Here is a 25,697-nt window from a genome sequence, read left to right as displayed (position 1 = left end):
GATGCAAGAAACCGTTCGTCCCCAGTCGATCCCCGGTCTCTCCGAGATGCTCGCCCAGTGGGAGACCAAGGTGTCCGCCACGGTCGCCAAGTTCCCCGAGCGCCCCGAGGGCACGGTGACGGGCTCCAGCGAGCCGGTGCAGCGGGTCTACACCCCGCTCGACGTGGAAGGCCTCGACTACGTGCGCGACCTGGGCCTGCCCGGGCAGTACCCCTTCACCCGGGGAATCCAGCCGACCATGTACCGCAGCCGGCTGTGGACCATGCGCCAGTACGCGGGCTTCGGCACCGCCCAGGAGACCAACGCCCGCTTCCGCTACCTGCTCGGCCAGGGTCAGACGGGCCTCTCGACCGCCTTCGACCTGCCGACCCAGATGGGCTACGACTCGGACCACCCGCTGGCGGCGGGCGAGGTCGGCCGCACCGGGGTCGCCATCGACAGCCTCGCCGACATGGAAGTGCTGTTCGAAGGGATCCCGCTGGACAAGGTCTCGACCTCGATGACCATCAACGCCCCGGCGGCGATCCTGCTGTGCATGTACCAGGCGGTGGCCGAGAAGCAGGGCGTCTCCCCCGAGAAGCTCACGGGCACCATCCAGAACGACATCCTCAAGGAGTACATCGCCCGCAACACCTACATCTACCCGCCGGCGGCCTCCATGCGGCTCATCACCGACATCTTCGCCTACTGTGCCGAGGTGATGCCCCGCTGGAACACCATCTCCATCTCGGGCTACCACATGCGCGAGGCAGGTTGCACCGCGGTGCAAGAGGTGGCCTTCACCATGGCCAACGCCACCGCCTACGTGCAGGCGGCCCTGGACCGGGGCCTGGACGTGGACCGTTTCGCCCCGCAGCTCTCGTTCTTCTTCTGCGCCTGGACGGACCTGCTCGAAGAGGTCGCCAAGTTCCGTGCGGCGCGCCGGGTGTGGGCCAAGATCATGCGCGAGCGCTTCAAGGCCCAGGATCCCAAGAGCTGGCAGCTGCGCTTCCACACCCAGACCGCGGGTTCGAGCCTGACGGCCCAGCAGCCCGACAACAACATCGTCCGCACGGCCATCTCGGCGCTGGCGGCGGTGCTCGGCGGCACCCAGTCGTTGCACACCAACTCCAAGGACGAAGCGATCGCCCTGCCGACCGAGGCTTCGGCCCTGACGGCCCTGCGCACCCAGCAGATCATCGCCTACGAAGGCGGCGTCACCAACACCGTCGATCCCCTGGGCGGCTCCTACTTCGTGGAGGCCCTCACCTCCGAGATCGAGGCGGGCGTCGAGCGCTACTTCGCCGAGATCGAGGCCAAGGGCGGCGTGCTGCGCTGCGTCGAGGACGGCTTCTTCCAGCAGGAGATCCACGAGAGCGCCTACCGCTACCAGCGCCAGGTCGAGAACAACGAGCGCGTGGTGGTCGGCGTCAACCGCTTCCAGGTGCAGGACGAGGCTCCCATGCCCATCCAGCGCATCGACCTGTCGGTCGAGCGCTCCCAGCAGGAGCGGCTCGCGGCGCGCAAGGTCGAGCGTGACGGCGCCGCCGTCGCCGAGGCCCTCTCGGCCCTCGAGAAGGCGGCCGCGGGCGAGGAGAACCTCCTGCCCCTCATCCTGCGCGCGGTCAAGACCTACGCCACCGTGGGCGAGATCAGCGACGTCCTGCGCAAGGCCTTCGGCGCCTACCGCGCCACCGTGAAGATGTAGGTCCCCATGCTCGAACCGAACCTGCTCGCCATCGGCAAGATCGACCACCTGGGCATCGCCGTGCACTCGCTCGCAGACGCCATGCCCATGTACACCGACGGGCTCGCCCTCGCCCTGCACGAGATCGAGGAAGTGCCCGACCAGAAGGTCCGCACCGCCATCTTCGAGGTGGGCGAGAGCCGCCTCGAGTTGCTCGAGCCGACGAGTCCCGACAGCCCCATCGCCAAGTTCCTGGAGAAGCGCGGCGAAGGCATCCACCACGTGGCCCTCGGGGTCGAAGACGTGGCCAAGGCCCTCGCTCACCTCAAGGAGAAGGGCTACCGGCTGATCGACGAGGCGCCTCGGCCCGGGGCGGGCGGCGCGATGATCGCGTTCGTCCACCCAAAGAGCACTCACGGGGTCCTCTTGGAGCTCTGCTCGCGCTGCTAGCCTGAAACGCGAAGGCCCCCGGTTCGGTTGAACCGGGGGCCTCTTCGCTGTTAATCGTAGAACTTGGGGTTGAAGTCCGTCTCCTCGGCCAAGAGGCGGTGGGTCTCGGCGCTCTTGATGCTCATGGTGTAGACGGCCTTCTCGCCGCGCTCCTGCTGGAGGGCGACGAACTTGGCCTTGCTGTCACTCAAGAAGCGATGGCGCGCGAAGCGATCGTCCTTGGCCATGGCCTGCCACTCGGCTTCCTTCACCAGCACGCTCACCTTGCCGCCCTCGTAGAACGCGACCTCGTGCCCTTCGCTCGCCATGCGTTCGGCGTAGCGGGTCTCGGTCGGGCCCGACGGCATGCGCAGGCCTGAGGGCTGCGAGTAGCTCTCCCCCTTGAAGGCGATCAGCGCCACCATGACGGCGAGCAGGAAGCCGAAGGCGGCCCCCGCTACCAAGAACACGGTCTTAGCGGCGCGGGAAGGGGGCATCAGCGAGGATGAAGCGGGCATCACGGGCCTTTCACGGAATTGGGGCGCTAAAGCCTCATTATAGCTCCGAATGACGCGGGTTACGGCCCGCCTACTCACCACGACGAAGAAGCTTGGCTAACACTCGGTTGTCTCGCTCCGGCCGGTTGCCTAAGGTGGATCCAGGGCGCCCCTGGCTTGCCGGGGCTGCGATCGAGGAGGGCCCGATGAAGCCTTGTCCCACCTGCTCGCATACGGTCGAGCCCGACGCCAACTTCTGCAGCCGCTGCGGCGCGCGGCTGCTGGCTGGCGCGCGCGAGGGCGCCGTGGGCGATCGCCGGGTGGTGACGGTGCTCTTCGCCGATGTCTCGGGCTTCACCGCCATGAGCGAGCAGCTCGACCCCGAGGCCGTCACCGAGATCATCAACCAGTGCTTCGCGGCCCTGACCGCGCCGATCTACCGGTACGGCGGGGTGGTCGACAAGTACATCGGGGACGCCGTCATGGCGATCTTCGGAGCCCCCATCGCCCACGAGGACGACCCGGACCGGGCCGTGAGCGCGGCCCTCGCCATGCAGGAGGCCGCCCAGGCCTTCGCGGCCGATCTCGAGGGGCGGATGGGCTTCGGCCTCAAGGTCCGGATCGGCCTCAACACCGGCCTGGTCGTGGCGGGCGAGGTGGGCGGGGCCCACAAGCGCGAGTACACCGTCATGGGCGATGCGGTCAACCTGGCCCAGCGACTGGAGGCTGCCGCCGAGCCCGGGTCGATCCTCGTCAGCGAGCAGACTTACCGGCTGACCTGCCAGGCCTTCAGCTACCGGGCCCTGAGCCCTCTCTCCCTCAAGGGCAAGCGGGATCGGGTGGCGGCCTTCGAGTTGCTCGGCCGCCATGCCCCCGGCGAACCGCGCCGGCTCTCGCAGCAGACGGTGGGACGCGAGCGCGAGCGCGCCGCCCTGCGCGACCACTGGCTAGCCGCTCAGGGGGGCGTGCCTCAGTGGGTGACCCTGCTGGGGGAGGCGGGGGTCGGCAAGACCCACCTGGTCGATGCCTTCATGCGCGCCGAGCGCCCGGGGCAAGTGCTCGCGGGGCGCGGCGTCTCCTACCACCAGGACCGCGCCTTCGAGCTGGTCCGCCAGCTCCTCGAAGCCTGGCTCGGCCTGGCCGCGGGGGCGCATCCGAGCGAGCTTTCGCAGACGCTCGCCAAGCGCCTCGGCGCGCTCGATGCCTGCAAGGATGAGGACGCGGCCCTGATCGCCCTCCTCTGGGGGGTGGCCGCAACCGACGCGCCGCTGAAAGGGGTGCCGGATCACCTGCGCATCAACGCGGCCGTCGCGGCCTCGATCCGAGCCCTCATCACCGCCTCGCGCACGGCCCCCCTGCTCCTCGTGGTCGAGGACGTCCAGTGGGTCGACGCCGCTTCGTGGGACTGGCTCGAAGCCCTCGCCAAGGCGCTCGCCCAGGGGCAGGGGCAGCTCATGGTGCTCGCCCAGGCACGCCCGGGCACCCGGCTTCCCGAAGACGCCTCGCCGCCGGGCCTCGACCGGAGCCTGATCTCGGTCCGGCCCCTGGGCGAGGCCGAGGCCACACGCCTGGCGTCGAGCCTCACCTCCGAGCAGGACGCCCTGTCCCCTCAGGACCTGGACGCGGCCGTGCGGCGCTCCGAGGGCAACCCCATGGTGCTCAAGGAGCTGGTGCGGTCCCTGATCGAGGGGGCCGACCTGGAGGCGGGGCTCTCGCCCTCGCTCAAGGGCCTGGTGGCCGCCCGTCTCGATCGCCTGCCCGCCCCCGAGCGCGAGCTGCTCGAGGTGGCCGCCGTGATCGGACGGGTCTTCGATCCGACGCTGCTGAGAGCGATCGCGGGCACCCCCCAGGTCGAGGCGATCCTCTTGAGCCTGACCGAGCGCGAGTGGATTCGCCCGAGCGAGCCTTCGAGTTACGCCTTCAGCCAGGCGATCGTGCATGAGGTCGTCTACTACGGCATGCTCCAGCGCAAGCGGCGCGACTTGCACCGCCGAGTCGCCCAGCACCTGGAGCACCACCATGGGACCCACGACGGGCAAGTTTCGGCACTCGCGCGCCACTTTCTACAGGCCGACGAGGCGACAAAGGCCTTTTCCTACCTCCAGCGCGCCGCGAGCCTGGCGCGCCTGACCTACGCCAACGACGAGGCCCGCACCTGCCTGCGCGAGGCCATCGCCCTCCTGGACCGCGCCGCCTTCCCCGACGCACCCGAGCGGCTAGGGGGCTTGCTCTTCGAGCTCGCCGAGGTCGAGACCACCCTGGGCGAGTACGCCGCCGCTCAGGATCGCCTGGTTCAAGCCCTTGCCCTTTCTCCGGTTCCCACGACCCAGACACGGCTACTGCAGGCCCTGGGCGGCATTCACGAGCGGCGTGGGGCGTTCGCTGCCGCCCTCGAAAGCTACGAGCAGGCGCTCGGGCTCGTCCAGCCGGGCGAGACCCTGCGCGCCTCCTTGCTGGTCAACCGGGCCTGGCTGCGGCTGCGGGGCGGCGACCATGCAGCCTGCCTCGCCGACTGCAACGAGGCCCTCGCCTCCCTCTCGCCGGGCACCCTCGAGCTCGAGCGCGCCCGGGCCCTGAGCGTCATGGGCATCGTCCACTACCGGCAAAATCGCTGGAGCGAGGCACGCAGCGCCCACGCCCAGGCCCTGGAGGCGCGCGAGCGCGCCGGGGACCTCGCGGCAATCGCCTCCTCGCTCAACAACCTGGGCATGGTCGAGAGCGACTGCGGGGCGTGGGCCGAGGCCGAGGGCCACTACCAGCGCAGCCTCGCCATCTACCAGCGCATCGGGGACCAGGGCCACGTCGCGACCGTCCTCAACAACCAGGGTGACCTCGCAGCAAGGCGCGGCGCGGCCCTCGAGGCCGAGCGCCAGCACCGCGAGGCCCTCGAGATCCGCAAGACGCTGGGCGATCGCTTCGGAATCGGCGCCTCCTTGTGCGCCTTGGGCGAGGCCCTGCGCCTCAAAGGGGATCTTGAGCAGGCGCGCGCGGTGCTCTTCGAGGGGCTCGGCGTACTCGAAGCCATCCAGGAGACCGAGCTCATCGCCGAGGCCTGCGCGGCCCTGGGCGACATCGCCCTGGCCGCGCGCGCCTACCCCGAGGCCGACCGCTGGCACCAGCGGGCCATGGGGCTCGCCGCCGCCCAGGGCGACTGGCTCCGGCGCGGGGCGATCGCGCGATCGCAGGCGCAGGCGGCCCTGGAGCTCGGCGACCTGAGCCAGGCGCGCACCCACCTGGATTTGGCCGAAAGCTGCTTGGCTCAGGCCGAGACCCCGCTCGATCGAGCCCGCCACCTCTTGCTGTCATCGCGCCTGCTGCGGGCCGAGGGGCGGCCCGAGGAGGCCAAGGCCGCCGCGAGCGAGGGGGATCGGCTGCTTTCTTCGCTCGGGGTGCAGGGGGCCCGCGAAACCCTCGCCTGGCAGGGTGAGACTCGCGACCTGCCCCCTCCCGGCTAAGTCTTTTGGCCATCCCTCACGAGGCCGCCCCTCATCCCCTTGGCTATTATCGAGCAAGCGAATGTTCCCCCCGTCGCACGGAAAGGTAGCCGCATGCGCCACAGCGCCCAGACGAGCTTCCGATGGACCCTCGCGGCGGCCTGCCTCTCGGCGGCGCTGCTCGGGGGCTGCCCGTGGCCGTGGGGGGCTCCGGCCACGACGCCGTCACCGCTGGGAGGGCGGATCCTCGACATGCAAGGGCGTCCGGTGGGCGGGGTGCTGGTCCGGGCGAGCTTCACCAACGCCATCCCCTTCACCAACGGCATTCCCTTCACGACCCAGGGGGTCTCCGAGAGCACCTCCGAGGTCCGCACCAATACGGACGGCCGCTTCGCCTTCGCCAACCCGCCCGAGGGCGAGGTCAACGTCGAGGCGATCCAGTCGGACGATCGCAAGGCCGTGCGCCAGTCGGTCGCGGTGCGCGGGGGGGTCATGCTCGACCTCGGCGACATGCGCCTGGCGCCGGTGGGCAGCATCGCAGGCCGGATCACCACCCCCAACCACACGGGGGTCAACCTGCTTGGGACCGACGTCTTCACCCCGGGCCTCAGCTACATGGTCAAGACCGACGAGCAGGGCAACTTCCGGCTCAACAACGTGCCGGCGGGCCGCTTCCGGCTTGTGGCGAGCAACCAGGGCCTGGGCCGAGGCGAGGTCGCCGACGTGGAGGTCAAGCCGGGCCAGGTCACGACCCTGGACGCCCTCCCCCTCTCCCTGACGCCGCCGACCGTGCGCGAGCTGCGCCCGGCCATGGCAGGCCCCGGCGCCGAGTTCGAGATCCTGGGCCAGAACTTCGGCAAGTCCACCTCGCTGGGCAACACCGTCGAGGTCTACCTCAACGGGGTGCGCCTGAGCGACGTGACCGTCGAGAACGACCAGCGCATCCGCACCAAGGTCCCGAACGGGGCCCAGAGCGGCCGGGTGGTCGTCAAGGTCGGCCTGATCTCGGGGGTCAGCCCCGGGGACTTCAAGGTGATCAGCGACCTGACGCCCTCGCCAGCCGGGCCCTTGATCCTGCCGCTCAACGGCTCGTTCCGCTTCACGGCGCTTGCGAGCGACAGCACCGGCGCGGCCCTCTCGGCCCCCCTGGTCACCTGGGCGGCGACCCCTGATGCCGTGCTCACCCCCGACCCGGCCACCCCTGGCCAGTTCCAGGGGAAGGCGATCGGGATGGGCCTTGCGACCCTCTCCAACGGCAACGTCACGAGCGAGGCCCGGGTCTTCGTCTCGCCCACAGTGGGGGCACCTTTCGCCCACGGCAGCGCCGCGCCACAGAGCAGGGTATCGGTCGCCGTCGGCTCCTCGGGGGCGATCGCCGTCTGGAGCGGCTACGACGAGTCGAGCGGGACCTACCGGATCCAGGGGCAGCGCCTGAGCGGCACCGCCTGGGCCGCCAGCGACCTGAGCATCGCCACGACCTTCTCGGCCGACCCCATGCCGGTGCTCAGCTGGGGCAGCGGCAAGTTCTGGCTCGCTTACGCGGACGGGCCCGTGGGCAGCCGCCAAATCAAGATCCTACGTCTCGATCCGGCAGGGGCCCCCAGCGGGGCGCCGGTGATGCTCGCGGACGCTCGGCCTGATATCCTCTCGATCGCGGTGGCTCCGGGGGTCAACGACGCCCTGGTCGCCTGGCAGGAGGCACCCTCGTCGATTCAGTGCCGGCTCTTCTCGAGCGGCCTCGGGGCCCCGGCCACCCTGGTATCGAGCAACGCCTCGCGCCCGAGTGCTGCCTGGGACGGCTCCTCCTACGCGGTGTGCTGGGAGCAGGCCATCGGCAGCGACACCGACGTCATGGCGCGGATCGTCAACAGCCTCGGCTCGGCAGCGGGCACGGCGTTCGCGGTGGCCGAAGGGGCGAACCCGCAGCGCCAGCCCATGCTCTCGGGGGGGCTCGGCCACATGATGGCCGTCTGGTCCGAGACCCGCAGCGGCCAGCGCGAGATCGGCGCACGCCGGATCGTGGGCGGCACGGCGCTGGGCACCAGCCCCACCTACCTGGGAGCCCTCCACCCGGGCCACGGCGAGGAGAGTACGCCTGCGATCGCTTCGCTCGATGCCACCCGCTACCTGCTCGCATGGGTCGACGGCCGCGTGGACGCCCCCGGTGCCTTCGCCCAGGTCCTCGACAAGGACCTGGCCAATCCCGGCACCCCGTTCGCCGTCGTCCTGGGGGCAGGGATCTCGGGTCCCGCGGTCGCGGGCAGCGGCGCCGACGCCTTCTTGGGCTGGCTCGGGGGGAACGTCGCGAGCGGCCCGAGCGTCGGCGGCCAGCGGCTCGCGCCTTGACGGGCGGATGAGGGGGGATCCCACCGAAAAATTTTGGAGCAGGATTCGAACGCCATGTGGGTACAAGGGGCTTATGTCGAGCGAGCAAGCCTTTATCTGCCCCTCGTGCCAGCGCGCCCTGCAGCGCGCGACAGCACGCCTTTACGCGTGCCAGGACTGCCGCATCGTGGCGGCGATTTACGAGGAAGAGGGCAACGCGCTGATCATCAGCTCGCCGGCAGGGGCTTCGACCACCCTGCCCCTGGAAGCCCTGGAGGGCTGAGCCCACACCTCTGCTCAACTCACCAGTAAAACAGGCGTAATGCAGGCGGCGCACAATCCTCCCTATCACCGATCGAAGGGGAGGTTGCCGTGTCGATACCTTTGAAGGCCGACGTCTACGCCGAGATGCGCTTCGTGCCGGACACCCAGTCGCTCGCGAGCGCCCGCCGTTTCGTGGCCAAGAGCCTTTCGGGCTTGCCCGAAGCACCGCTCGCGGACCTGACCCTCGCCATCGACGAGGCGCTCGCGAACGTGATCGAGCATGCGGGCTCGCCGCCCGACGCGAGTATCGCCCTCAAGCTGTACCGCGAGAACGACCACGTGCGGGTGATCATGACCAACCCGGGGGTGCGCTTCGAAGGCGATCGCCTGGCCCCGGTCGATCTAGAAGCCCATGCGGCCGCGCGCCGCACCAGCGGGCTCGGGGTGTTCCTGATGAAGCAGCTCATGGACCTGGTGCTGTTCCGGTCCACCCGCGACGGGCTCCAGGAGCTGGTGATGGTGAAGAACCTCGCCGCCTAGCGGCCGTCGGCGTCGTCCTTCTTCTTGGGTGACGCTTCCTCATCCTTGAACAAGGGGGCCCAGGTCATCATGGCGATCCGATCCGAGTCGCCGTCGTAGAAGAGGCCGACCTCCATCTCGCCCACCTCGAACTCGGCGTAGCGCATGCCGATCAGGTTGAGAGGCAAGGAGCCCCCCGCCGAGGGCTGAATGATGGTCTTGCGCTTGGGCTTGTCCCAGCGGCCGAGCGCCTCCTCGTAGCTCCGGGGGGCCTTGGGAAGGGGCAGCCAAACACGGATCGCGTTGTGGGACGACCCCTCGTCGACGAAGAGCTTGCCTGAAGGCGCCGTGGTGATGCGACTCGCATCCTCGGGGCGCAGCTTAAAGAGCAGGCGATGGTAGACCGGCAGACCCATGACGTAGAGGGGGCTGCGCTCCTCTTCGGGGCCGTACTTGTCCCGGAACTCGGCGACCGTCGCGCCGGCGAGATCCAGGCCATCCAGGTGGCGCTCGTCGAAGGCGGGGCCACAGCCCGAAAGCATCAGCGCGGCAACGCCCAGGGCAAACATGCGATTCATCGAGACACGACCTCCCGTCCCGAGAGGTATACCCTCGCTTTGTTAAGGCTTAACCCGCTCAGGGAGCGCATGGGAGCGGCGAATCGGCGAACGACGCGGCCTCAAACCCAGCAGGCGCAAGAATTTTTCCAACCTGTGATGGCTTGATGCGCCTGGGTTTCAGGTTATGGAGACACTAAGCAAGCGGAAATTTTTTCGACACGAGGCTTGCAAGCCGAAGGAGCTGTGCTATTATAAATACATCGAAGGTAATTCGATGGCCTGCCCGATTCGTCTAGAGGCCTAGGACGCTGCCCTCTCACGGCGGTAACACGGGTTCGAATCCCGTATCGGGTACTAAGTCGAAATAGCCTGGATCAAAAGGTCCAGGCTATTCGCTTCTCAGGTCACCCTTAACAAGATCCTTCGATGGCCTGCCCGATTCGTCTAGAGGCCTAGGACGCTGCCCTCTCACGGCGGTAACACGGGTTCGAATCCCGTATCGGGTACTAAAAGGAAATAGCCTGGATCCATCAGATCCAGGCTATTTCCTTTTGGGGATTTCCCCCGCAGAGGCAGGCAGGGTGAAGGGTTCCCGGGTCAGCGCTCATAGCGTTTCGCCCTAGGTCGTCAGAAACCTAGCAGCGCTCGGGGGTTTGAGCGACAAAGCGCGTGAAGTCCAAATCGACGACCTCGCTGTCAGTGAGAATGCCCTGCCGTAGGGTTTCGAAGAGCTTGCGCTCGCGCTCTGGCATCTCATCGGGCCCGAAGGCCTGGAAGAGAGCGCCGTACAGCACCAAGCGCCGCAAGCGCAAGAAGTCCGGGAAGTAGGCGAGCCAGGCGTCATCGAAGGGGGCCGCTTCTCGGTACCCCTCGAGAAACGTCGTCAAGAACTCGGTGGCGAAGCCATCAGCCTCCCACTTCCAGAGGGCGGACCAGGTCAGGACATAGAACAAGGTGATCGCGACATCGTTGGCGAACCAGGTATAGTGCGCATCGTCGAAGTCGAAGGCCGTAAGGCGCCCCTCATGCAATAAGACGTTTCCGAAGTGGAGATCGCTGTGCACGAGGCCGTAAGCGTCAGGGCCCTTCGGCAGCGCATGCAGGCGCGGATAGAGGGCCGCTGCGCGCTCGGCAAACCAGGCGTGATCCTCCGGCACCTTGAAGCCCGCTAAGCTGACCTCTTCCCAGGTCTGACGGCGCAAGCCCGGTCGACTCGGCTCGTAGGCGCGCGTAAGCGCGTGCATGCGCCCGATCAAGTTGCCCCACGTGCGATACAGCGCGGGCGTCATGTCGGCCTGCACGATCGGAGTACCCGGAGCCTTCTCGTAGGCGATGGCGAGATACTCGCCTGATTCGTCCGCCAATTTCTCGATCAAACGCCCTTCCAGCGAAGGCACGGCACGAGAAACGGGAACGCCGTGGTCCGCCAGGTAGTTCAACCACTCGAGCTCGCCTTCGAGGTGTTCAAAGGAGCGCGCGACGGTGTGCGTAATCTTGAGGATGTAGTCGCCCCCATCGCGCGAAAAGGCGAAGACGAAGCTCTCAAAGCCACCGAGGTTGGTCACCTCCTCGGGGCGCACGCCGTAGCGCTGAGCAAAAACGGCCAACACGGTTGGGGAATATCGATCGCGCAAGGTTTGGTTCATTGAAAGTCAGTCCTCAAGATAGCGATAATATTACAATCACAGGAAAGCGCCTGTAGAGCAAGCCTTCGGGAGCTCACCCAGCCCTAAGGCATAGACACGCTGTCTGGATTGGGAGCTTGAGCAACGCGTTTAGCGCACCACACGCTCGAGAAAGCTCCTGATGAGCTCGACGATTAGCCCTTCGGCCTCTTTGTGGGGAACGTGGCGCCTGCCCGGCAATATCTCGACCTGCGTCTCGCCGGCCATCGCCTTGGCCAGCCTCATGGGGTGAGCCACGGAACCGTATTCATCCTGCTCCCCATGGATGATGAGGGCCGGACAGACGACCTCTGAAAGGTCCGCATCAAGATTCCACGACTGAAATTCCGGCGAGAGCCAGGTCACCGTCCAGGCATCCAGCACCCAACGCGCCTTATCACCATGGTACTTCTTGAGGCGATCCAACTGCCCTTCCTGTTGGAAGGCCGCCTTGGCCTCGCGGATCCCCTGGATGGTTCGATCTTCGACGAATGCCTGCGCGGACTCCGTCACGAGGGCGCGGCACGCCGACGGAAAGGCCGCAGCGCAAAGCGCCGCCATGGCTCCGCCAACGCTGTGGCCCATGGCGATGAAGTCCTGGATGCCGAGCTGCTCGCGAAGTGCGGGGAAAAAGTTCGGCGCTTCTACGTGAATGAAGTTCGTCGTCCATTCGCCGCTAAACGGGGTGGACCTCCCGAAGCCGAGGCGATCGTAGGCGACCACTGACCGCCCTGTGGTGATGCACAGGGCCTCGGGAAAGCTGCGCCAAAGTTCGACGCTTCCGAGTGAGTCGTGGAAGAGCACAATCGGAGTGTCTTCTCGCAGATCCGCCCCTTCGCCGTGCGCGTCCCAGGTGCGGGTGAACAGTTGCCCCTGCGGGGTTTCCACCCAGGCATCCCGAGTCTTGATTGGTAAATCCATCACGCGTGTCCCTATCAGTGAATGAGCTGACGAAGCAGGCCCGTTGAAGCGATGGCGATGATGACGGTCGGCAAAATCGGCAAGCGCATTGCGGCAAACAGCGTGATTCCCAAAGCCACGAGATTGGCCGGCCGGTTCGAGACAAACGCCGGGGCGATGACCGAAATCAGAACGCACCCAGGAACCGCATCCATGATCTTCATTGTTCGGGCACTCAATTGGCGCTTTCGAAGCAGGAGGTAGCCGAGTATGCGGGTCAGGAACGTGATCGAAGCCATCAGAACGATGGCCAGGCCGGTGTGAAAATCGATCATTCTTGCTCAGCCCATACGATAGCGGCCACGATGCCGGACAGCGCCCCTGCGGCTACATACCATGCGCCAGGAACAAGTAAATAGGTCGACGCAGCGAAGACCAGGCTGACCAACCAGGGACGAGCGGCGCGTAGTCCCTTCCACATCCCTTTTAAAAGCACCAAGAATACTGCGGTAAAGGCCATATCGAATCCATAGGCTTCGATATTCCCGATCCGTGGCCCGATGACGGATCCAAGCGTCGTGAAAATTACCCACGTGAGGTAAAGGCCTGCTGCCACCCCGAAGTAGTACGGCAAGCTAAAGGATGGAGAAGTTCCTTTGGCAGCTCTCTGGCGGGAATCACCCAGGGCCATTGCCCAGCTCTCATCACACATGAAAAAGAGCGCAGGAATTGCCTTACGCTTGGGCAAGTGCTGGATGAAGGGGGCTAGGGTTGCACCCATCAGAAGGTGACGACAATTCACCAGGAACGTCATCGCTACGATTAGCAGTATTTGGGGTGGGGATGACCAAATTTCGATTGCTGCAAATTCGGATCCGCCCCCAAAGTTGAGTCCTGTCATGAGTGGCACTTCAAGGGGGCTGAGTCCCTTTTTGACTGCTTGTGCACCAAGGACGAGTGCAAATGGTACGAATCCAAGCATCACGGGAAATGATGCGACAAAACCGCGCCATATCTCCGAAACGACCGGCAATTCTTCGACTGCTTTGGCACTCGCTTCCAGAATTTTCATCACGCCTCCAGTTCAAGGCGGTATTATAGGCTAAATTACGCGAAATTTGGTTTCAAATTATTTCTTATTTAAAGCGACTTTTAGCATTCATTTAAATCAAAAAGACTTACTGTGGAATTTTATGCCAACAAGCATGCATTGTTCGGCTTTTCCCTGCCTGGCGCCGAGACCCTCGGGGCATGCGCGTGTGAGACAGAAGCAAATCGTGACCAGCCTTTTGAAGGAGCGGATCCCTAGGGATTCAGAGGCTCAGGGGGCATCAGGTCAGCAAGACAAGCACAACGAGCGACCTGACTTCATCTAATCAAGTCAACGTCTTCCCGATAATATGACGGCAGAAATATGCGCTTAAAGTGGCAATTCCGTGGTCAATTTGATTTTTTGCATGGGGATTTCCGTTTTGACGTTTTGAACGCCTTTGATGCGCGTCAAATGTTCAATCTGGAAGCGCCGATAATCATCTAGATCGGCTGCAACGACCCGAAGCAGAAAATCACAATCACCAGCCATCAGGTGACATTCGACCACCTGAGGCAGTTGCTTGATTTCATCGGTGAAGTGAGCGACGGTCTCCATGTCTTGTCCCGTCAGCCAGACCCGGGCAAACACGGTTAATCCCTTGCCAATCTTGGACGCATTGAGCAACGCTACATAGCGTTCAATGACGCCAGCCTCTTCGAGCAACCGGACACGACGAAGACACGGTGACGGCGAGAGTCCGACTTCTCGCGCAAGATCCACGTTTTGAAGTTTGCCATCTCGTTGAAGAGCCAGAAGAATCCTGCGATCCGTTGCGTCAAGGTCCATAGATACTTATCTCCCGGTTGATCCGTCGATTGGCTCTGGGCTTCATTATACCCTTGAGGTAGATCACACCGACCTTCCGGCTCTTTGAGCTTGCCGCTACGATTGCTTCAACTGATCGTACTTCAGCGTCGAAACCACCATGAGAATCCGTCCAACGCACCAGTCAGAGGCGCGGGCGCGCCGAGGCAAAAACGCTTCCAACAGGCGCAGCAGAGCCTTCAGGTCTGTCGTCAAAAACAGGGGTGTACCCTCTAATCCTCGGCACGACGGATCCCCTATGATGGGGCAAGCCCGTGCCCGCCGACGAGACGGGCACCGCCGCCAAGCTCAAATACCCCCAATGAAGGCTCCCTCTTCCGAAGGACGCGACACCGGCATGCGAAACGATTTAGAGCCGACCTCCCCCATCCGAGTGGCCCTGGTCGAAGACGACAACCTGTTCCGGGAGCTCATGCGCATGGCGCTCGACGCCCTGCCGGGCATCTCGGTGATCGCGGACTTCCGTGACGCCCCATCCGCCGAGCGGGAAATTCCCTTGCTCGCTCCGGACGTCGTCATCCTGGACATCGACCTGGGCGTCGGCAGCAAGAACGGCGTGCAGCTCGGCTTGAGCCTGCGCCGCGCCCTGCCCGACCTCGGAATCCTTCTCTTCTCCAACCACCGGGAGCCCGAGTTCCTGCTCTCCGTGCCTACTGAACAGGCAGGAGGCTGGTCCTACCTCTTGAAGACCTCGGTGCAGGACGTCGAAACGATCGGGCGAGCCATTCACGGCTCGGCCGCCGGAGTGGTCACCCTGGATCCGCAGCTCGCCCAGCAGGTGCGCTCGTCGCTCGTGAACGATGTTCCGCTGAGCGCGCGCCAACTCACGCTTTTCGAGCTCATGGCTCAGGGCTACAACAACAAGGCGATCGCCCAGCGCATGGGCCTGTCATTGAAAACCGTCGAAAACATGGTCGGGCTGCTCTACCGCGACCTCGGCCTCAATTTCGGATCCTCCGAGCGGCATGCCCGGGTCGAGGCGACCCTGCTTTACCTCAAGGCCACGCGCCGCTGATTCTGCCTTTCACGCGCCGGCGAGCGGAGCCTCGAGCCTCAAGACGAGCCGGGCATCCTCCCCGCGCTCCAGGCGCCAGGCACCGTTCAGCATGGCCACGCGAGCATCCAGCAACGCCCGCGCCCCGCCCTTCCTCGCCAGTGCCAGATCAAGCTCCTCCCCCTGCAGCGCGATCTCCAGGCGGAGGCGATTCCCCTCGTCACAGGCCAGTGAGACGTGGATCTCACGAACGGCCTGAACTCGGACCTCGTCGAGCGCATGCTCCACGATGCGATAGAGATGCAAGCCAACCTCGGGAGATAAGCCCTGGGGGGGCAGATCCGCGAGGTGCAACCGGATCGGGAGTGCGTCGCTGCGGTTTCTCACCAAGGCGCGAAGCGCCGGCGCAAGGCCCATGTCGATGATCGAAGGATGCAGGAGATGGCTGATCTCGCGGATCTCGTCGTCCCTCAAGCGGTCGATGCGCTCTCGCAGGCGCACGATCTCATGAGAAGACCGACCGTCCTCGACCATACGGGCCACCTGCCCCTGTAGAGCCGCAAGCTCCGGTTCGAGTTGACGCTCCAGGAAGCTCAGCGCTTCGTGCTGACGACGATTGCGCGCCTGGACGAAGGCCTCCCGGGTCTGGAAGAGAAAGCGTACCGCCCGCCGGCTCGCATCCTGCTTGCGGGCGATCGCCGTCACGAACATGGCCTGGTTCTCGAGCACACAGACCATGGCGACGCTCACGTAGAAACAGACGGCGACCACGTAGGCGACGCGCCCCGGAGCCAAAAGGATGCCGGTCTTCGCCTGAATCATGGCAACGCGCCCCAGGCCAATCACGAGTCCCACCACGCCCCAGGCGCCGTAATAGGCCACCCAGCGTGACAGGCGAGGCTCCTCGAAGCGCCAACCGGCCGCATCGAGGCGATGCATGAGGTCGATCACCCCTGCGATGAGCGCGAGCAAGCCAATGCTCACGATGAGGGAGGCTGCGATCGCCGGCAGCTCGGCCGTCAGGTCGACCGTCATGGCCCAGCCGACGATCGCCACGGTCATGAGGCCGAAGATCACGAAGGCAGTCCCGAGGACGCGTCTCCGCGTCGGGAGATGAATGCCGCGCCGGATCATGCGCGCCTCTCAGCGACGAGAAGCGGCAGTGGGAGCTGCACGGTGAGGCGGGTGCCGTGACCGGGAAGCGAGACGAGCGCGACGCGCCCTCCCTCCTGCTCCAGCTCGTTGCTCAAGGCGGAGAGCCCCAGCCCCCGGGAGGACCGATCGGGATCGAAGCCCACTCCATCGTCTTCCACTGTGAGGCGCAACTCGGCGGGCATGCTTCCCTCGAGAGCCCCCAGCGAAGCGAGGCACACCCGGATATGCGAGGGCTGGCCGTGACGGAAGGCGTTGATCAGGGCCTCTTCGAGTAGCAGGTGCGCCTGGCGTCGCAGGGCGGGGGGGAGGTATTCCTCCCATGCCGGGACGTCGGGCTCCATCACGAGTTCCACGGCAATGACGGCCTGGAAGCGCGTCACCAGCTCCGTCACGCGCTGAGAAAAAGGACGGTCGGTTTCGGCGGCGCCTAGCAGGTCGCGGGCTTGGCGCACGCCGTGACCCCGGAGATGCTCGAACTGCTCCTGGACGCGCTCCAGATGACCTGCGGCGGCCGTCTCGGTGGCGGCGTCCAGGGCATGCTTGAGCAGTGCCCACGCCATGAGCAGGCGGGACTGCACATCGCCATGGAGGTGCTGAGCGGCTTCGCGGCGCAGGCGATCATCGACCGCGACAAGCTCGAAGCGTCGGCGCTCTTGGTCCTGTTCAAGGCGTTCGCTGACCGCCAGCCACTCGAGGCGGGCGCGACGACGAGACGCGAAGACCTCGATCCCCATGGCCGAGATGAGCAAGGCAAAGAAGAGGAGGGCCATGAACTGCAAAAACGTCCGCGGCTCCAGCGCATAGCCCAGGGCCCAGGGAGCGAGCGCGGATCGAAGCCAGGCTCCTGCGAAAGCAAGAAGCGTATAGACCCCGTAGTAAACGATCCAGCTCGCAAGGCGAGGGTGCGTCAGCACGCCCACCCACCGGTCCAGGCGCTCCAGCGCAGGAGTCCAGCTCAGCAAGGGGAGGCAAATCAGAAAGGTCAGCAGTCCCCAGCGAAGGGCAGCGAATGGCAAGACCTCAACGGCATGGGGCAGAGCCCCCATCATGACGCTGTACGTCGAGAAAAAGCCGAAATGAAGTGCCAGACCAAACATGACCCACGACGGGATCGGGGTCGGGGGGCGCCGGACAGTCCAAGCGATGCGCTGCTCGGGTGACGAAGGATCGGTTTTTGGCATGCTGCCGAAATTATACCGCCAAACAAGGGGGTACACCCTCGTTTTTACAGGGTGCCCCCGTTGGGTCAGGCGAGCTGCTTCTCGCTCCTCATTCATCAAGGAGGATGCAAATGGGCCCCAAGCATCTGGCCTCGACCGTTGCGCGCTCCTTGCTCACGCTTTGCGCATGGCGAACGTAACGTAGCGAAACAGGTCGAGCTCGCTGACTCCCTCGTTGTTCAGGAGGCAGAATTGCAGCACGGTCTGCTCGCACTCGTCGTTCAAGACTTCAATCATGTCCCGCTCGACGTAATTCGAGGCGACGCGCTCACGGATCGTTGCAGCCATCGCACCTGCCCGATTGACCATATCCTGGTAGGTGGCAGAGCCGACGGCCTTCAAACAGTTCAGCAGCCGCTCATCCACGCTGTCTCGCTCGATCCGCTCCAGGCGCGCCAGAAGGTCCTCATATGTCTGACGCCCACCCGTCTTGACGCCCATCATCCACCCTCCTCATCTGAGAATCGTGGGCGGCATTGTATCGGACGTCGAGGGACGCTCCTAGAGACGAGCCCCTATGGTGCTGCCGGCTTGCTTGATTGCGTGAAGACGTCCTCCAGCCGCCCCAGCAGGAAAACCAATGTCGCCTGCTCTTGGGGGGTGAGTTGTTCGAAGAATTGACGCATGTAGCCCACGTGCGGCAAAAAGGTTTCCTCGTAGAGCGCCTGCCCTTTCGGCGTGAGCGAGACGATCGTCTGCCGTTGATCGTGCTCGCCCTTCCCCCTTTCCACCAGCTCCAGGGCTTCGAGGCTCCCGAGGACATGGAGCAGGGTGCCTTTGGTGATCAGCGCGGCGTCGCACAGTTGCTTGACGGTCATCCCAGGGGTGTCCCCCAAGGTCGAGATCACGTCGAAACGCGCCTGCGTCAGTCCCAGTGAGTCGATATGCCGCGCGGAAACCCTGTCGACGGCCGCAAAGGTACGGTAGAGCGCTCGCAATACCGGCAAGCGCGGACCGTCGTCAGGAATATCACGCGAAGCATCGGGTCGATGTGGCATTGAATCGTCTCGCCTCCCTCAGTCCGCCAGCTCCCCGAACTTTCCGAGGCTGAAGTCCCGGAAGGCCTCCTTGATTTCGCGCTCGCTGTTCATCACGAACGGACCGTACTGCACGATCGGCTCGCGGATGGGCTCGCCTGCGAGCACGAGCAGCCTGGAAGCAGGGCCCGCCTTGACGCTCACCCGCTCGCCCTCGTTCGCGAAATGGATCAGCTCGTTGGCGCTCGCCTGTTGCTCGCCGTTGATCGTCACCTCGCCCTTCATCACGAGGATGCCGAGGTTGTGCTCGCTCGGCACCGAGAAGGACGCCTCGCCATTCGATGCGAGGATGACGTCATACATGGCGATCGGGCTGAAGGGCTTGGCAGGCCCGCGGACGCCCTCGTACTCGCCGGCGATGACCCTGACGGTGCCACTGTAGTCCGGAAGCGTAACGAGGCCCATCTCATCGGCCTTGAGCGCATTGTAGGCAGGCGGGTCCATCTTGTTGGCGCGCGGCAGGTTGACCCAGATCTGCGCCATGTGGAAGGTGCCTCCGCGACGGCCGAACTCCGCCTCGTGGTACTCCTTGTGAAGGATACCGGAAGCGGCCGTCATCCACTGGGCGTCGCCAGGGCCGATCACGCCGCCGTTGCCCGTGCTGTCGTGGTGCGCGACGCTGCCCTCGAACGCCAGCGTGACCGTCTCGAAGCCCCGGTGAGGATGCGGGCCGACCCCGCGGCGGTGCGCAGTCGGCGCATAGATGTAGGGCGGGTGGTAATCGAGCAGCAAGAAGGGGTTAAGGGCATCCGCCAGCTCGGGGTAGGCAGACATGAAGCCCATCACGCGGAAGCCGTCGCCGACCCAGTGGAGGCCGGGGCCTTCGTAGATGCGCGCCACCGGGCGCGTGCCCAAAGTCGTCTTGCCGTTTTCGTGAAGCGTGTCGCGCACGGGGAACCTTCCTTTCTCGCTGGAGCCGCGGGGCGCTCACCCTGAAGCCCATACTTTCAAATAGGACTAGTTAGTCCTATTTGAAAGTATGGGTCTAGTTAGACCTTTTGTCAAACAGTCTGAGGTAGCCTTGCTCGTCAAGCGGGACAAGCCGGGGTATCCTGTTCGAGAGAGGCAAGCGAGCGGGAGAGCGGATGGCGATGCTCCCGCCTGCGCTCGGATCAGCTCGGAGGCGCCAGCCCATGCACCCCATCGACTCTCCTCCCGAACGCCCCATTTTCGGGATGGATGCACGCTATTTCGCGATGGCGACGAGCCTCGGCGTGGCCGTCCTCATGCTGGTCGGCAAGCTTGCCGCAGGGCTCATGACAGGGTCCGCCGCCATCCTCTCGGATGCGGCCGAATCGGTCATCCACATCCTGGCGACCGGCATCGCGGCCTACGCTCTCTGGCTCTCGGCCCGTCCCGCCGATCACGACCACCCCTACGGCCACGGCAAGTTCGCCTACTTCTCGTCAGGCGCCGAGGGCGGGCTGATCCTCGCGGCGGCGTGCGGGATCCTCTATCTCGGCATCAAGGGCCTGATCGAAGGCCCCGAGCTTCACCAGCTCGGGCTGGGACTCGGGATCATCGCGGCCCTGACGCTTATCAACCTCGCGCTCGGCCTGTTCCTGATCCGCACGGGCAAGCACTTCAACTCGCTGGTGCTCGTCGCGAACGGTCACCACGTGCTGACCGACGTCTGGACCAGCGGAGCGGTCCTGCTGGGCGTCGCGCTCGTCTACCTGACCGGACTTACCTGGCTCGACCCGCTGGTCGCCATCCTGGCGGGCCTGAATATCCTGAGAACGGCAGTCCAGCTGCTGAAAACCTCGATCGAAGGCCTCACCGAACGCGCCGCTCCCGAAGATACCCGGCTGATCCTGGACTGCCTGCAATCAGCGGTCGCCGAGGGCCATCTCCAGGCCTTCCACCAGCTACGCCACCGGCGCGTCAACGACGAGCTGTGGATCGACTTGCACCTGCTCTTCCCGCACGATTGGACGATCACCGCCGCCCATGACCAGGCGTGCGAAGTGGAGGCGCGGCTGGTTACGCTCTTCCCGAAGGACAAGGTCCACGTCAACTCGCACCTCGAACCGGCGGACATCGCCCACGATCGCGCGCACCCGGACAACCACGCCGCCCTTCACGACGCCCTCAAGCCCGAAGCGATGGGGCTCAGCGACTGAGGCGAGAGGCTCATGGCCTGCGATCGCTCATCAGATGTCGACGTAGACCTGTCCCTGCCAGCCGCCCTTTCCCTGTTCGAGGGCCATCTGGTGGTAGGTGATCGCCTTGACGTAGTAAGGGGTCTCATGCCGAGCGAGATCGTAGGGCTCCCCGTAGCCGACTGCTCTAATCTCCTGCTCACTGACGGCCTGCACCTCGAAGCGCCCCAGGATCAACTGATCGGCATCGAAGCGCACCAGCAACTCGCTTAGCCAGTTGAAGAGCACTTCGAGGCGATCCTCGCCTGCGGCCTCGAGCGCGACCTGATGGGTCTCGCGGACCTCGCCTTCACCGGCGAGCATCACGCGCAGGGCCAGAGCCGCCTGGACGAAGGCCTCGCCCAAGGTCCGGCCCCAGAAGCGGATCCCGATGTCCGCCGGATGCTCGACGAGCTCGAAACCGGCGTCAGAGGCCCTCATCACGGCGCGCCTCTTGAGAGGCGAGATGGCGGGTGAACCAGGTGGTGGCCAACCGCGCGACCGCCTCCAGGGTGCCGGGCTCTTCGAAGAGGTGGGTGGCCCCCGGCACGATCTCGAGCGCCTTTTCGCACCGCAACAAGGCGTAGGCTTCCCGGTTCAGTTCGATGACCACGTCGTCGTAACCGCCCACGATGAGCAAGGTGGGTGCCTGGACCCGCAGCAAGGCCTCGCCCGCAAGGTCCGGCCGGCCGCCGCGCGAGACGACGGCCGCGACCGCCTCGGGGCGCGCCGCCGCAGCGACCAGGGCGGCCCCGCCGCCGGTGCTCGCGCCGAAGTAGCCGATTGCAAGTTGCCGGGTCTCGTCGGTCCGCTTGAGCCAGTCCGTCGTTTCGACGACGCGCCGGGCGAGCAACGGGATATCGAAGCGCAAGCGGGCGTTGTAGGCATCGATGGCTTCTTCTTCCGGGGTGAGCAGGTCGAAGAGGAGGGTGCCGAGCCCCGCTCGCTGCAGCACCTCGGCCACGTAGCGGTTGCGGGTGCTGAAGCGGCTGCTGCCGCTGCCGTGAGCAAAGACCACCAGCCCGCTCGCTCGTTCGGGCAGGACCAGGTCCCCTTCGAGAGCGACCTCTCCGAGCGGGATCCGGACGGACCTGCTGCTGATCGCCGCGGCCGGGGGACGACGCGTCTGCTCTTCGCGCATGGAGGACCTCCTCGTCTAGGGGCGTGAGGTTTCAAAGCAGAGGCCCAGCGGCGTTTCCGCCGCTGGGCCTCCAAGTCCATTGTCTCCTATTACGGAGGGTGAAGCCCTCGTTGTGAACTTTCGCTCCCATCGCGCGGGTTCGCCAGGTCTCGGCCCTGGTATCCGGCCTTTCGGTCGGGCTCGGAGCCGTGATCCTTTTTGGATTGCCCTGAAACTACCTCCACCCCGACAGGACGGCAACAAGGATCCGACGCTTTTTCCGATGAAGGAAGCGGGTAGAGAAAAGGTATCACCCCAAGGAGGAGCCGCGGAGATGACGGCGCGATCGCCTAGCACAAGCCCCCTGCTGCCCGTCGCGGCGCTGCTCGGCAGCATCCTCTCGGTGACGATCGGGACCTCGTTCGCCAAGCACCTCTTCCCGCTGATCGGCGCGCAGGGCACCACGGCCTTTCGCGTCACCTTCTCGGCCCTGGTCCTGCTTGCACTATGGCGACCCTGGCGTCTGCCCCTCACCTGGCCCACCGCGCGCGCGATCGCCGTCTACGGCGCCGCCCTCGGCCTGATGAACCTGGGGTTCTACATGGCGCTGCGCACGATCCCCTTGGCCGTCGCGGTCGCCATCCTCTTCTTGGGACCGCTGAGCGTCGCGATGGCCGCCTCGCGCCGCCTCAAGGACTTCGTCTGGATCGGCTTCGTCGTCCTGGGGCTCGGACTGCTGCTGTGGCCGCGCAGCCAAGCCGCACCCTCGCTCGACCCGACGGGGGTCGCCTTCGCCCTCTGCGCATCGGTCTGCTGGGCGCTCTACATCATCTTCGGCCAGAAGGCGGGCAAGACCCATGGCGGGCAGGCAACCTCGCTCGGCCTGACGGTCGCCGCCCTCATCGTCCTGCCCATCGGGCTCGCCCACGCCGGCCGCGCACTGTTCAATCCGTCGCTGCTGCTCGCGGGGCTCGGCGTCGGCATCCTATCGAGCGCCCTGCCCTTCTCGCTGGAGATGTACGCCCTCAAGCGCCTGCCGAAACAGACCTTCGGGGTCCTGCTCAGCTTGGAGCCCGCGGTGGGCGCCCTGACGGCCTTCCTCGTCCTCGGCGAGCGACTGACACCGACTCAATGGCTTGCGATCGGCTGCATCATCGTCGCGTCGGCGGGAAGCGCGCTGAACGCGCCGGCCCCTGCCGACACGGCAGAGAGCCTGACATGATCAGGGACGAATCGTTTCTTAACCTAAGAATAACCTTGCAACCAATGCCATCCGACCACTCCGAGGAAAAATAACTTTATTTCTGAATATCAGCCAATTTGGGGGCTTCCAATCTAAGGTTAATGTGTGTTAACCTCTTCTTAATTCACGCATGCCACCGACAGGAGGAACCCTTGAAACCATTCGTGATTACCCTCGCTTCTCTCATGCTCGCCTCGTCGCTCGCTGGTTGCGGTACCCTCTCGCACCTGCAGCCGATGTCGACGCAGAGCTCGGGGGTCAAGGCCCTCCAGCAGGTCCCCGCCGATTACTACAAGGCGGCTGAGGGCCAGCGCGGCCAGGCGCTGCTGCGCTCGCTCGCGAACATCGTCTCCAAGCACAAGGACCTGGGCTACGACCGTGCGCGTGACGTCATGTTCTCGGACGTGGACGACCTGAACGACGACGACGTGGTCGAGTGCGACTACACCGGCCTCAGCCTGGCTAACGTCAACGATCGCAACTCCGCGTACCGCGGTGGCAAGGGCTTCAACGCCGAGCACACCTGGCCTCAGAGCAAGGGCGCGAACGGCGCGGCCAAGGCGGACCTCCACCACCTCTTCCCCACCGACTGCAACGCCAACTCCAAGCGCAGCTCGTACCCCTTCGGCGAAGTGGTTCAGGTCGAGTGGCAGGGCGGCGGCAGCAAGCTCGGCACCGACAAGAAGGGCAATCGCGTCTTCGAGCCGCGCGACGACCAGAAGGGCAACACCGCGCGGGCGCTCTTCTACTTCTACATGGTCTACGGCCAGCGGGCCGACCTGTCGAACTTCAAGTACGAAGAAGAGACCCTCAAGAAGTGGCACGTGAAGGACCCCGTCACCGCCGAGGATCGCGCGCGCAACGACGCGGTCCAGCGCCACCAGGGCAACCGCAATCCCTTCATCGACACGCCTGAGTACGTAGAGGCCGTGGGGAACTTCCTCTCCAACTAGAAAGCCCATTACGTTCGAACAGCCCGGCTCCAATGGAGCCGGGCTGTTCGCCATTGGAGGGTGGGGCCCGCGGCGGTGGAGGAGGCGTCCCGGAAGGGCCGCAGGGTAATTGACTCGCCGGAAAGGGCGGGATTAGGATGCGCCCACGCCGTTACCTGGGCGTCGGCGAAAAGGAGGGGCACATGAGCGCGTCCCCGATTGGACGAACCCGCTGGGCGATCGCCGAAGGCTACCTGCCCTCATGGAGCCACGGCCCTGCCCCCGAGATGGTCAGCCACGAGGCGATCTGCCTGCTCAACACCTCGGACGAGCCTGCTCAGGTTGCCATCACCGTGTACTTCAGCGACCGGGAGCCCGTGGGGCCCTACCGGGTCGAGGTGCCCCCACGCCGGACCCGGCACCTGCGCATGAACAACCTGAGCGACCCGGCCCCGATCCCGGTGGGAACCGACTACGCGAGCCTCATCGAGTCGGACGTGCCCATCGTGGTCCAGTACACCCGCCTCGACTCGCGGCAAGCCGAGAACGCCCTCTTGAGCACCATCGCCTTCGCCGGGTAACAGGCCATGCGCGCACCGATCGAACGCGTCGAGGTCGCGGCCTACCGCATCCCGACCGATGGCCCGGAGAGCGACGGCACCATCGCCTGGGATGCGACGACCATGGTCCTGGTCACCTTGCAGGCAGGGGGCATGGAAGGCATCGGTCACACCTACGCCCACGAGGCGGCCGGGGTGATCGTGAAACAGACCCTCGCCCCCTTGCTGCTTGGCCGGGACGCCCTGGACCTCCCCGCCGAATGGGAGGCGATGGTGCGCAGCGTCCGCAACCTGGGGCGGCCGGGCGAGGCCAGCATGGCGATTGCGGCCGTAGACATGGCCCTGTGGGACCTCAAGGCCAAGTTGCTAGGGCTCTCGGTCGTTAGCCTTCTTGGGGCGGCCCGCGAGCGGATCCCGGTCTACGGCAGCGGTGGCTTCACCTCGTACCCCCCGGAAAGGCTCGAACGGCAGCTCGCGGACTGGGTCGCCGAGGGGATCCCCATGGTCAAGATGAAGGTTGGAACCGACCCAGCGCGCGACCTTTCGCGGGTGCGAAGCGCTCGTCGCGCGATCGGCGAGGAAGCCCAGCTCTTCGTCGACGCCAACGGCGCCTACGCGCGAAAGGAGGCGCTCGCATTCGCCGAGGCCTTCGCCGAGTACCGGGTGACGTGGTTCGAGGAGCCCGTCTCGTCGGACGATCTCGAAGGGCTGCGCCTGCTGCGCGATCGCGCCCCCGCGGGGATGGCCATCGCCGCCGGGGAGTACGGCTTCGATCCGCCTTACTTCCGCCGCATGCTCGAAGCCGGGGCCGTGGACGTCCTGCAGGCGGATGCCACCCGCTGCATGGGGATCACGGGCTTTCTGAAGGCAGCCGCCCTCGCCGAGGCCCACATGATCCCCCTGTCGGCCCACACCGCCCCGAGCCAGCATGCGCACGTGTGCTGTGCGGTGCCGGGCGTCCGGCACCTGGAGTACTTCTACGATCACGCCCGCATCGAGCACATGCTCTTCGACGGGGCGCTCAGTCCCGTGAACGGCACGCTCGAACCCGACCGCGAGCGCCCGGGCTTCGGCCTCCAGTTCAAGCGCGCCGACGCGGATCGCTACGCCATCGTCTGA

Annotated in this window: 26 protein-coding genes and 2 tRNA genes; 14 read left to right on the top strand and 14 right to left on the bottom strand. The window is 65.5% G+C overall.

Annotation, left to right across the window (positions count from 1 at the left end):
• The first annotated feature begins 46 nt into the window (after positions 1–46).
• A complete protein-coding gene (locus J7643_01870) occupies positions 47–1,687 on the top strand; it encodes a methylmalonyl-CoA mutase family protein (protein ID MBO9539321.1) in 1,641 nt (546 codons plus the stop codon).
• A 6-nt stretch (positions 1,688–1,693) separates the two neighbouring features.
• Positions 1,694–2,116 (top strand): methylmalonyl-CoA epimerase, encoded by a 423-nt coding sequence (gene mce / locus J7643_01865; protein ID MBO9539320.1) that lies wholly within the window; start codon positions 1,694–1,696, stop codon positions 2,114–2,116.
• A gap of 50 nt (positions 2,117–2,166) precedes the next feature.
• Here the strand turns inward: mce and J7643_01860 are convergent, their stop codons facing one another.
• Complete coding sequence (locus J7643_01860; protein MBO9539319.1) at positions 2,167–2,613, bottom strand: hypothetical protein; 447 nt, start codon at positions 2,611–2,613, stop codon at positions 2,167–2,169.
• Positions 2,614–2,798: 185 nt separating this feature from the next.
• Between J7643_01860 and J7643_01855 the strand changes: the two genes are divergently transcribed.
• The 4 genes from J7643_01855 (at position 2,799) to J7643_01840 (ending at position 9,155) form a co-directional block, all read left to right on the top strand.
• Complete coding sequence (locus tag J7643_01855; protein ID MBO9539318.1) at positions 2,799–6,047, top strand: tetratricopeptide repeat protein; 3,249 nt, start codon at positions 2,799–2,801, stop codon at positions 6,045–6,047.
• 93 nt (positions 6,048–6,140) lie between these two features.
• The gene (locus J7643_01850; protein MBO9539317.1) at positions 6,141–8,372 is read left to right on the top strand and encodes a carboxypeptidase regulatory-like domain-containing protein; all 2,232 of its coding nucleotides are present in this window, start codon (positions 6,141–6,143) and stop codon (positions 8,370–8,372) included.
• Between the two features lie 73 nt (positions 8,373–8,445).
• Positions 8,446–8,634: a hypothetical protein gene (locus tag J7643_01845; protein ID MBO9539316.1), complete on the top strand. Its 189-nt coding sequence runs from the start codon at positions 8,446–8,448 to the stop codon at positions 8,632–8,634.
• 89 nt (positions 8,635–8,723) lie between these two features.
• Positions 8,724–9,155: an ATP-binding protein gene (locus J7643_01840; GenBank protein MBO9539315.1), complete on the top strand. Its 432-nt coding sequence runs from the start codon at positions 8,724–8,726 to the stop codon at positions 9,153–9,155.
• On the opposite strand, the gene J7643_01835 is transcribed toward J7643_01840, so the two are convergent.
• The gene (locus tag J7643_01835) at positions 9,152–9,712 is read right to left on the bottom strand and encodes a hypothetical protein (protein ID MBO9539314.1); all 561 of its coding nucleotides are present in this window, start codon (positions 9,710–9,712) and stop codon (positions 9,152–9,154) included. The two genes, J7643_01840 and J7643_01835, sit on opposite strands and share 4 nt — an antisense overlap.
• A 263-nt stretch (positions 9,713–9,975) precedes the next feature.
• Here J7643_01835 and J7643_01830 point away from each other — a divergent pair.
• Positions 9,976–10,048 (top strand) — tRNA-Glu (locus tag J7643_01830).
• 79 nt (positions 10,049–10,127) lie between these two features.
• Positions 10,128–10,200 (top strand) — tRNA-Glu (locus tag J7643_01825).
• 129 nt (positions 10,201–10,329) lie between these two features.
• On the opposite strand, the gene J7643_01820 is transcribed toward J7643_01825, so the two are convergent.
• From J7643_01820 to J7643_01800, 5 genes are all read right to left on the bottom strand, one after another.
• The gene (locus J7643_01820) at positions 10,330–11,340 is read right to left on the bottom strand and encodes a phosphotransferase (GenBank protein MBO9539313.1); all 1,011 of its coding nucleotides are present in this window, start codon (positions 11,338–11,340) and stop codon (positions 10,330–10,332) included.
• Between the two features lie 129 nt (positions 11,341–11,469).
• Positions 11,470–12,279, bottom strand: coding sequence for an alpha/beta hydrolase (locus J7643_01815; GenBank protein ID MBO9539312.1), 810 nt, complete (start codon positions 12,277–12,279; stop codon positions 11,470–11,472).
• A 14-nt stretch (positions 12,280–12,293) separates the two neighbouring features.
• On the bottom strand, positions 12,294–12,593 hold the full coding sequence (locus tag J7643_01810; protein MBO9539311.1) for an AzlD family protein: 300 nt from the start codon (positions 12,591–12,593) through the stop codon (positions 12,294–12,296).
• Positions 12,590–13,330, bottom strand: coding sequence for an AzlC family ABC transporter permease (locus tag J7643_01805; protein ID MBO9539310.1), 741 nt, complete (start codon positions 13,328–13,330; stop codon positions 12,590–12,592). The genes J7643_01810 and J7643_01805 overlap by 4 nt, the downstream gene beginning before the upstream one ends.
• Positions 13,331–13,678: 348 nt before the next feature.
• A complete protein-coding gene (locus tag J7643_01800) occupies positions 13,679–14,137 on the bottom strand; it encodes an Lrp/AsnC family transcriptional regulator (protein ID MBO9539309.1) in 459 nt (152 codons plus the stop codon).
• Positions 14,138–14,513: 376 nt separating this feature from the next.
• On the opposite strand from J7643_01800, the gene J7643_01795 reads away from it, so the two are divergent.
• Positions 14,514–15,191, top strand: a complete 678-nt coding sequence (locus tag J7643_01795; GenBank protein ID MBO9539308.1) for a response regulator transcription factor — start codon at positions 14,514–14,516, stop codon at positions 15,189–15,191.
• Positions 15,192–15,200: 9 nt separating this feature from the next.
• On the opposite strand, the gene J7643_01790 is transcribed toward J7643_01795, so the two are convergent.
• The 5 genes from J7643_01790 to J7643_01770 all read right to left on the bottom strand — a co-directional run bounded on the left by J7643_01790 (position 15,201) and on the right by J7643_01770 (position 19,365).
• Positions 15,201–16,304, bottom strand: coding sequence for a hypothetical protein (locus J7643_01790; protein MBO9539307.1), 1,104 nt, complete (start codon positions 16,302–16,304; stop codon positions 15,201–15,203).
• On the bottom strand, positions 16,301–17,287 hold the full coding sequence (locus tag J7643_01785; GenBank protein ID MBO9539306.1) for a hypothetical protein: 987 nt from the start codon (positions 17,285–17,287) through the stop codon (positions 16,301–16,303). Before J7643_01785 ends, J7643_01790 begins: the two co-directional genes overlap by 4 nt.
• A gap of 372 nt (positions 17,288–17,659) precedes the next feature.
• A complete protein-coding gene (locus J7643_01780; GenBank protein ID MBO9539305.1) occupies positions 17,660–17,989 on the bottom strand; it encodes a hypothetical protein in 330 nt (109 codons plus the stop codon).
• A gap of 71 nt (positions 17,990–18,060) precedes the next feature.
• The gene (locus tag J7643_01775; protein MBO9539304.1) at positions 18,061–18,543 is read right to left on the bottom strand and encodes a MarR family transcriptional regulator; all 483 of its coding nucleotides are present in this window, start codon (positions 18,541–18,543) and stop codon (positions 18,061–18,063) included.
• A gap of 18 nt (positions 18,544–18,561) precedes the next feature.
• A complete protein-coding gene (locus J7643_01770) occupies positions 18,562–19,365 on the bottom strand; it encodes a pirin family protein (protein MBO9539303.1) in 804 nt (267 codons plus the stop codon).
• A gap of 413 nt (positions 19,366–19,778) precedes the next feature.
• On the opposite strand from J7643_01770, the gene J7643_01765 reads away from it, so the two are divergent.
• On the top strand, positions 19,779–20,705 hold the full coding sequence (locus J7643_01765; GenBank protein ID MBO9539302.1) for a cation transporter: 927 nt from the start codon (positions 19,779–19,781) through the stop codon (positions 20,703–20,705).
• 30 nt (positions 20,706–20,735) lie between these two features.
• Here the strand turns inward: J7643_01765 and J7643_01760 are convergent, their stop codons facing one another.
• Together J7643_01760 and J7643_01755 are read right to left on the bottom strand one after the other, a co-directional pair.
• Positions 20,736–21,164 carry an archease gene (locus J7643_01760; protein MBO9539301.1) on the bottom strand — a complete coding sequence of 143 codons (429 nt, stop codon included), beginning with the start codon at positions 21,162–21,164 and terminating at the stop codon, positions 20,736–20,738.
• Positions 21,151–21,864, bottom strand: a complete 714-nt coding sequence (locus J7643_01755) for an alpha/beta hydrolase (GenBank protein MBO9539300.1) — start codon at positions 21,862–21,864, stop codon at positions 21,151–21,153. The genes J7643_01760 and J7643_01755 overlap by 14 nt, the downstream gene beginning before the upstream one ends.
• A 313-nt stretch (positions 21,865–22,177) precedes the next feature.
• Between J7643_01755 and J7643_01750 the strand changes: the two genes are divergently transcribed.
• The 4 genes from J7643_01750 (at position 22,178) to J7643_01735 (ending at position 25,697) form a co-directional block, all read left to right on the top strand.
• Positions 22,178–23,065: a DMT family transporter gene (locus tag J7643_01750; protein ID MBO9539299.1), complete on the top strand. Its 888-nt coding sequence runs from the start codon at positions 22,178–22,180 to the stop codon at positions 23,063–23,065.
• 173 nt (positions 23,066–23,238) lie between these two features.
• Positions 23,239–24,039, top strand: coding sequence for an endonuclease (locus J7643_01745; GenBank protein MBO9539298.1), 801 nt, complete (start codon positions 23,239–23,241; stop codon positions 24,037–24,039).
• 182 nt (positions 24,040–24,221) lie between these two features.
• Positions 24,222–24,599 carry a sensory rhodopsin transducer gene (locus J7643_01740; GenBank protein MBO9539297.1) on the top strand — a complete coding sequence of 126 codons (378 nt, stop codon included), beginning with the start codon at positions 24,222–24,224 and terminating at the stop codon, positions 24,597–24,599.
• Positions 24,600–24,605: 6 nt separating this feature from the next.
• A complete protein-coding gene (locus tag J7643_01735; protein MBO9539296.1) occupies positions 24,606–25,697 on the top strand; it encodes a mandelate racemase in 1,092 nt (363 codons plus the stop codon).

This window comes from bacterium (assembly GCA_017744355.1).
Lineage (GTDB): Bacteria > Cyanobacteriota > Sericytochromatia > S15B-MN24 > UBA4093 > JAGIBK01.
The sequence above is the reverse complement of the archived record's forward strand: the minus strand, read 5'-3'. Positions and strand labels throughout refer to the sequence as shown.

Bases quoted from the DNA above. Each gene is read 5' to 3' on its own strand.
- J7643_01870 (MBO9539321.1), top strand. From the start codon at position 47: ATGCTCGCCCAGTGGGAGACCAAGGTGTCCGCCACGGTCGCCAAGTTC.
- mce (MBO9539320.1), top strand. From the start codon at position 1,694: ATGCTCGAACCGAACCTGCTCGCCATCGGCAAGATCGACCACCTGGGC.
- J7643_01860 (MBO9539319.1), bottom strand. From the start codon at position 2,613: ATGCCCGCTTCATCCTCGCTGATGCCCCCTTCCCGCGCCGCTAAGACC.
- J7643_01855 (MBO9539318.1), top strand. From the start codon at position 2,799: ATGAAGCCTTGTCCCACCTGCTCGCATACGGTCGAGCCCGACGCCAAC.
- J7643_01850 (MBO9539317.1), top strand. From the start codon at position 6,141: ATGCGCCACAGCGCCCAGACGAGCTTCCGATGGACCCTCGCGGCGGCC.
- J7643_01845 (MBO9539316.1), top strand. From the start codon at position 8,446: ATGTCGAGCGAGCAAGCCTTTATCTGCCCCTCGTGCCAGCGCGCCCTG.
- J7643_01835 (MBO9539314.1), bottom strand. From the start codon at position 9,712: ATGAATCGCATGTTTGCCCTGGGCGTTGCCGCGCTGATGCTTTCGGGC.
- J7643_01820 (MBO9539313.1), bottom strand. From the start codon at position 11,340: ATGAACCAAACCTTGCGCGATCGATATTCCCCAACCGTGTTGGCCGTT.
- J7643_01815 (MBO9539312.1), bottom strand. From the start codon at position 12,279: ATGGATTTACCAATCAAGACTCGGGATGCCTGGGTGGAAACCCCGCAG.
- J7643_01810 (MBO9539311.1), bottom strand. From the start codon at position 12,593: ATGATCGATTTTCACACCGGCCTGGCCATCGTTCTGATGGCTTCGATC.
- J7643_01805 (MBO9539310.1), bottom strand. From the start codon at position 13,330: ATGAAAATTCTGGAAGCGAGTGCCAAAGCAGTCGAAGAATTGCCGGTC.
- J7643_01800 (MBO9539309.1), bottom strand. From the start codon at position 14,137: ATGGACCTTGACGCAACGGATCGCAGGATTCTTCTGGCTCTTCAACGA.
- J7643_01795 (MBO9539308.1), top strand. From the start codon at position 14,514: ATGCGAAACGATTTAGAGCCGACCTCCCCCATCCGAGTGGCCCTGGTC.
- J7643_01790 (MBO9539307.1), bottom strand. From the start codon at position 16,304: ATGATCCGGCGCGGCATTCATCTCCCGACGCGGAGACGCGTCCTCGGG.
- J7643_01780 (MBO9539305.1), bottom strand. From the start codon at position 17,989: ATGATGGGCGTCAAGACGGGTGGGCGTCAGACATATGAGGACCTTCTG.
- J7643_01775 (MBO9539304.1), bottom strand. From the start codon at position 18,543: ATGCCACATCGACCCGATGCTTCGCGTGATATTCCTGACGACGGTCCG.
- J7643_01770 (MBO9539303.1), bottom strand. From the start codon at position 19,365: ATGGGCTTCATGTCTGCCTACCCCGAGCTGGCGGATGCCCTTAACCCC.
- J7643_01765 (MBO9539302.1), top strand. From the start codon at position 19,779: ATGGCGACGAGCCTCGGCGTGGCCGTCCTCATGCTGGTCGGCAAGCTT.
- J7643_01760 (MBO9539301.1), bottom strand. From the start codon at position 21,164: ATGAGGGCCTCTGACGCCGGTTTCGAGCTCGTCGAGCATCCGGCGGAC.
- J7643_01755 (MBO9539300.1), bottom strand. From the start codon at position 21,864: ATGCGCGAAGAGCAGACGCGTCGTCCCCCGGCCGCGGCGATCAGCAGC.
- J7643_01750 (MBO9539299.1), top strand. From the start codon at position 22,178: ATGACGGCGCGATCGCCTAGCACAAGCCCCCTGCTGCCCGTCGCGGCG.
- J7643_01740 (MBO9539297.1), top strand. From the start codon at position 24,222: ATGAGCGCGTCCCCGATTGGACGAACCCGCTGGGCGATCGCCGAAGGC.
- J7643_01735 (MBO9539296.1), top strand. From the start codon at position 24,606: ATGCGCGCACCGATCGAACGCGTCGAGGTCGCGGCCTACCGCATCCCG.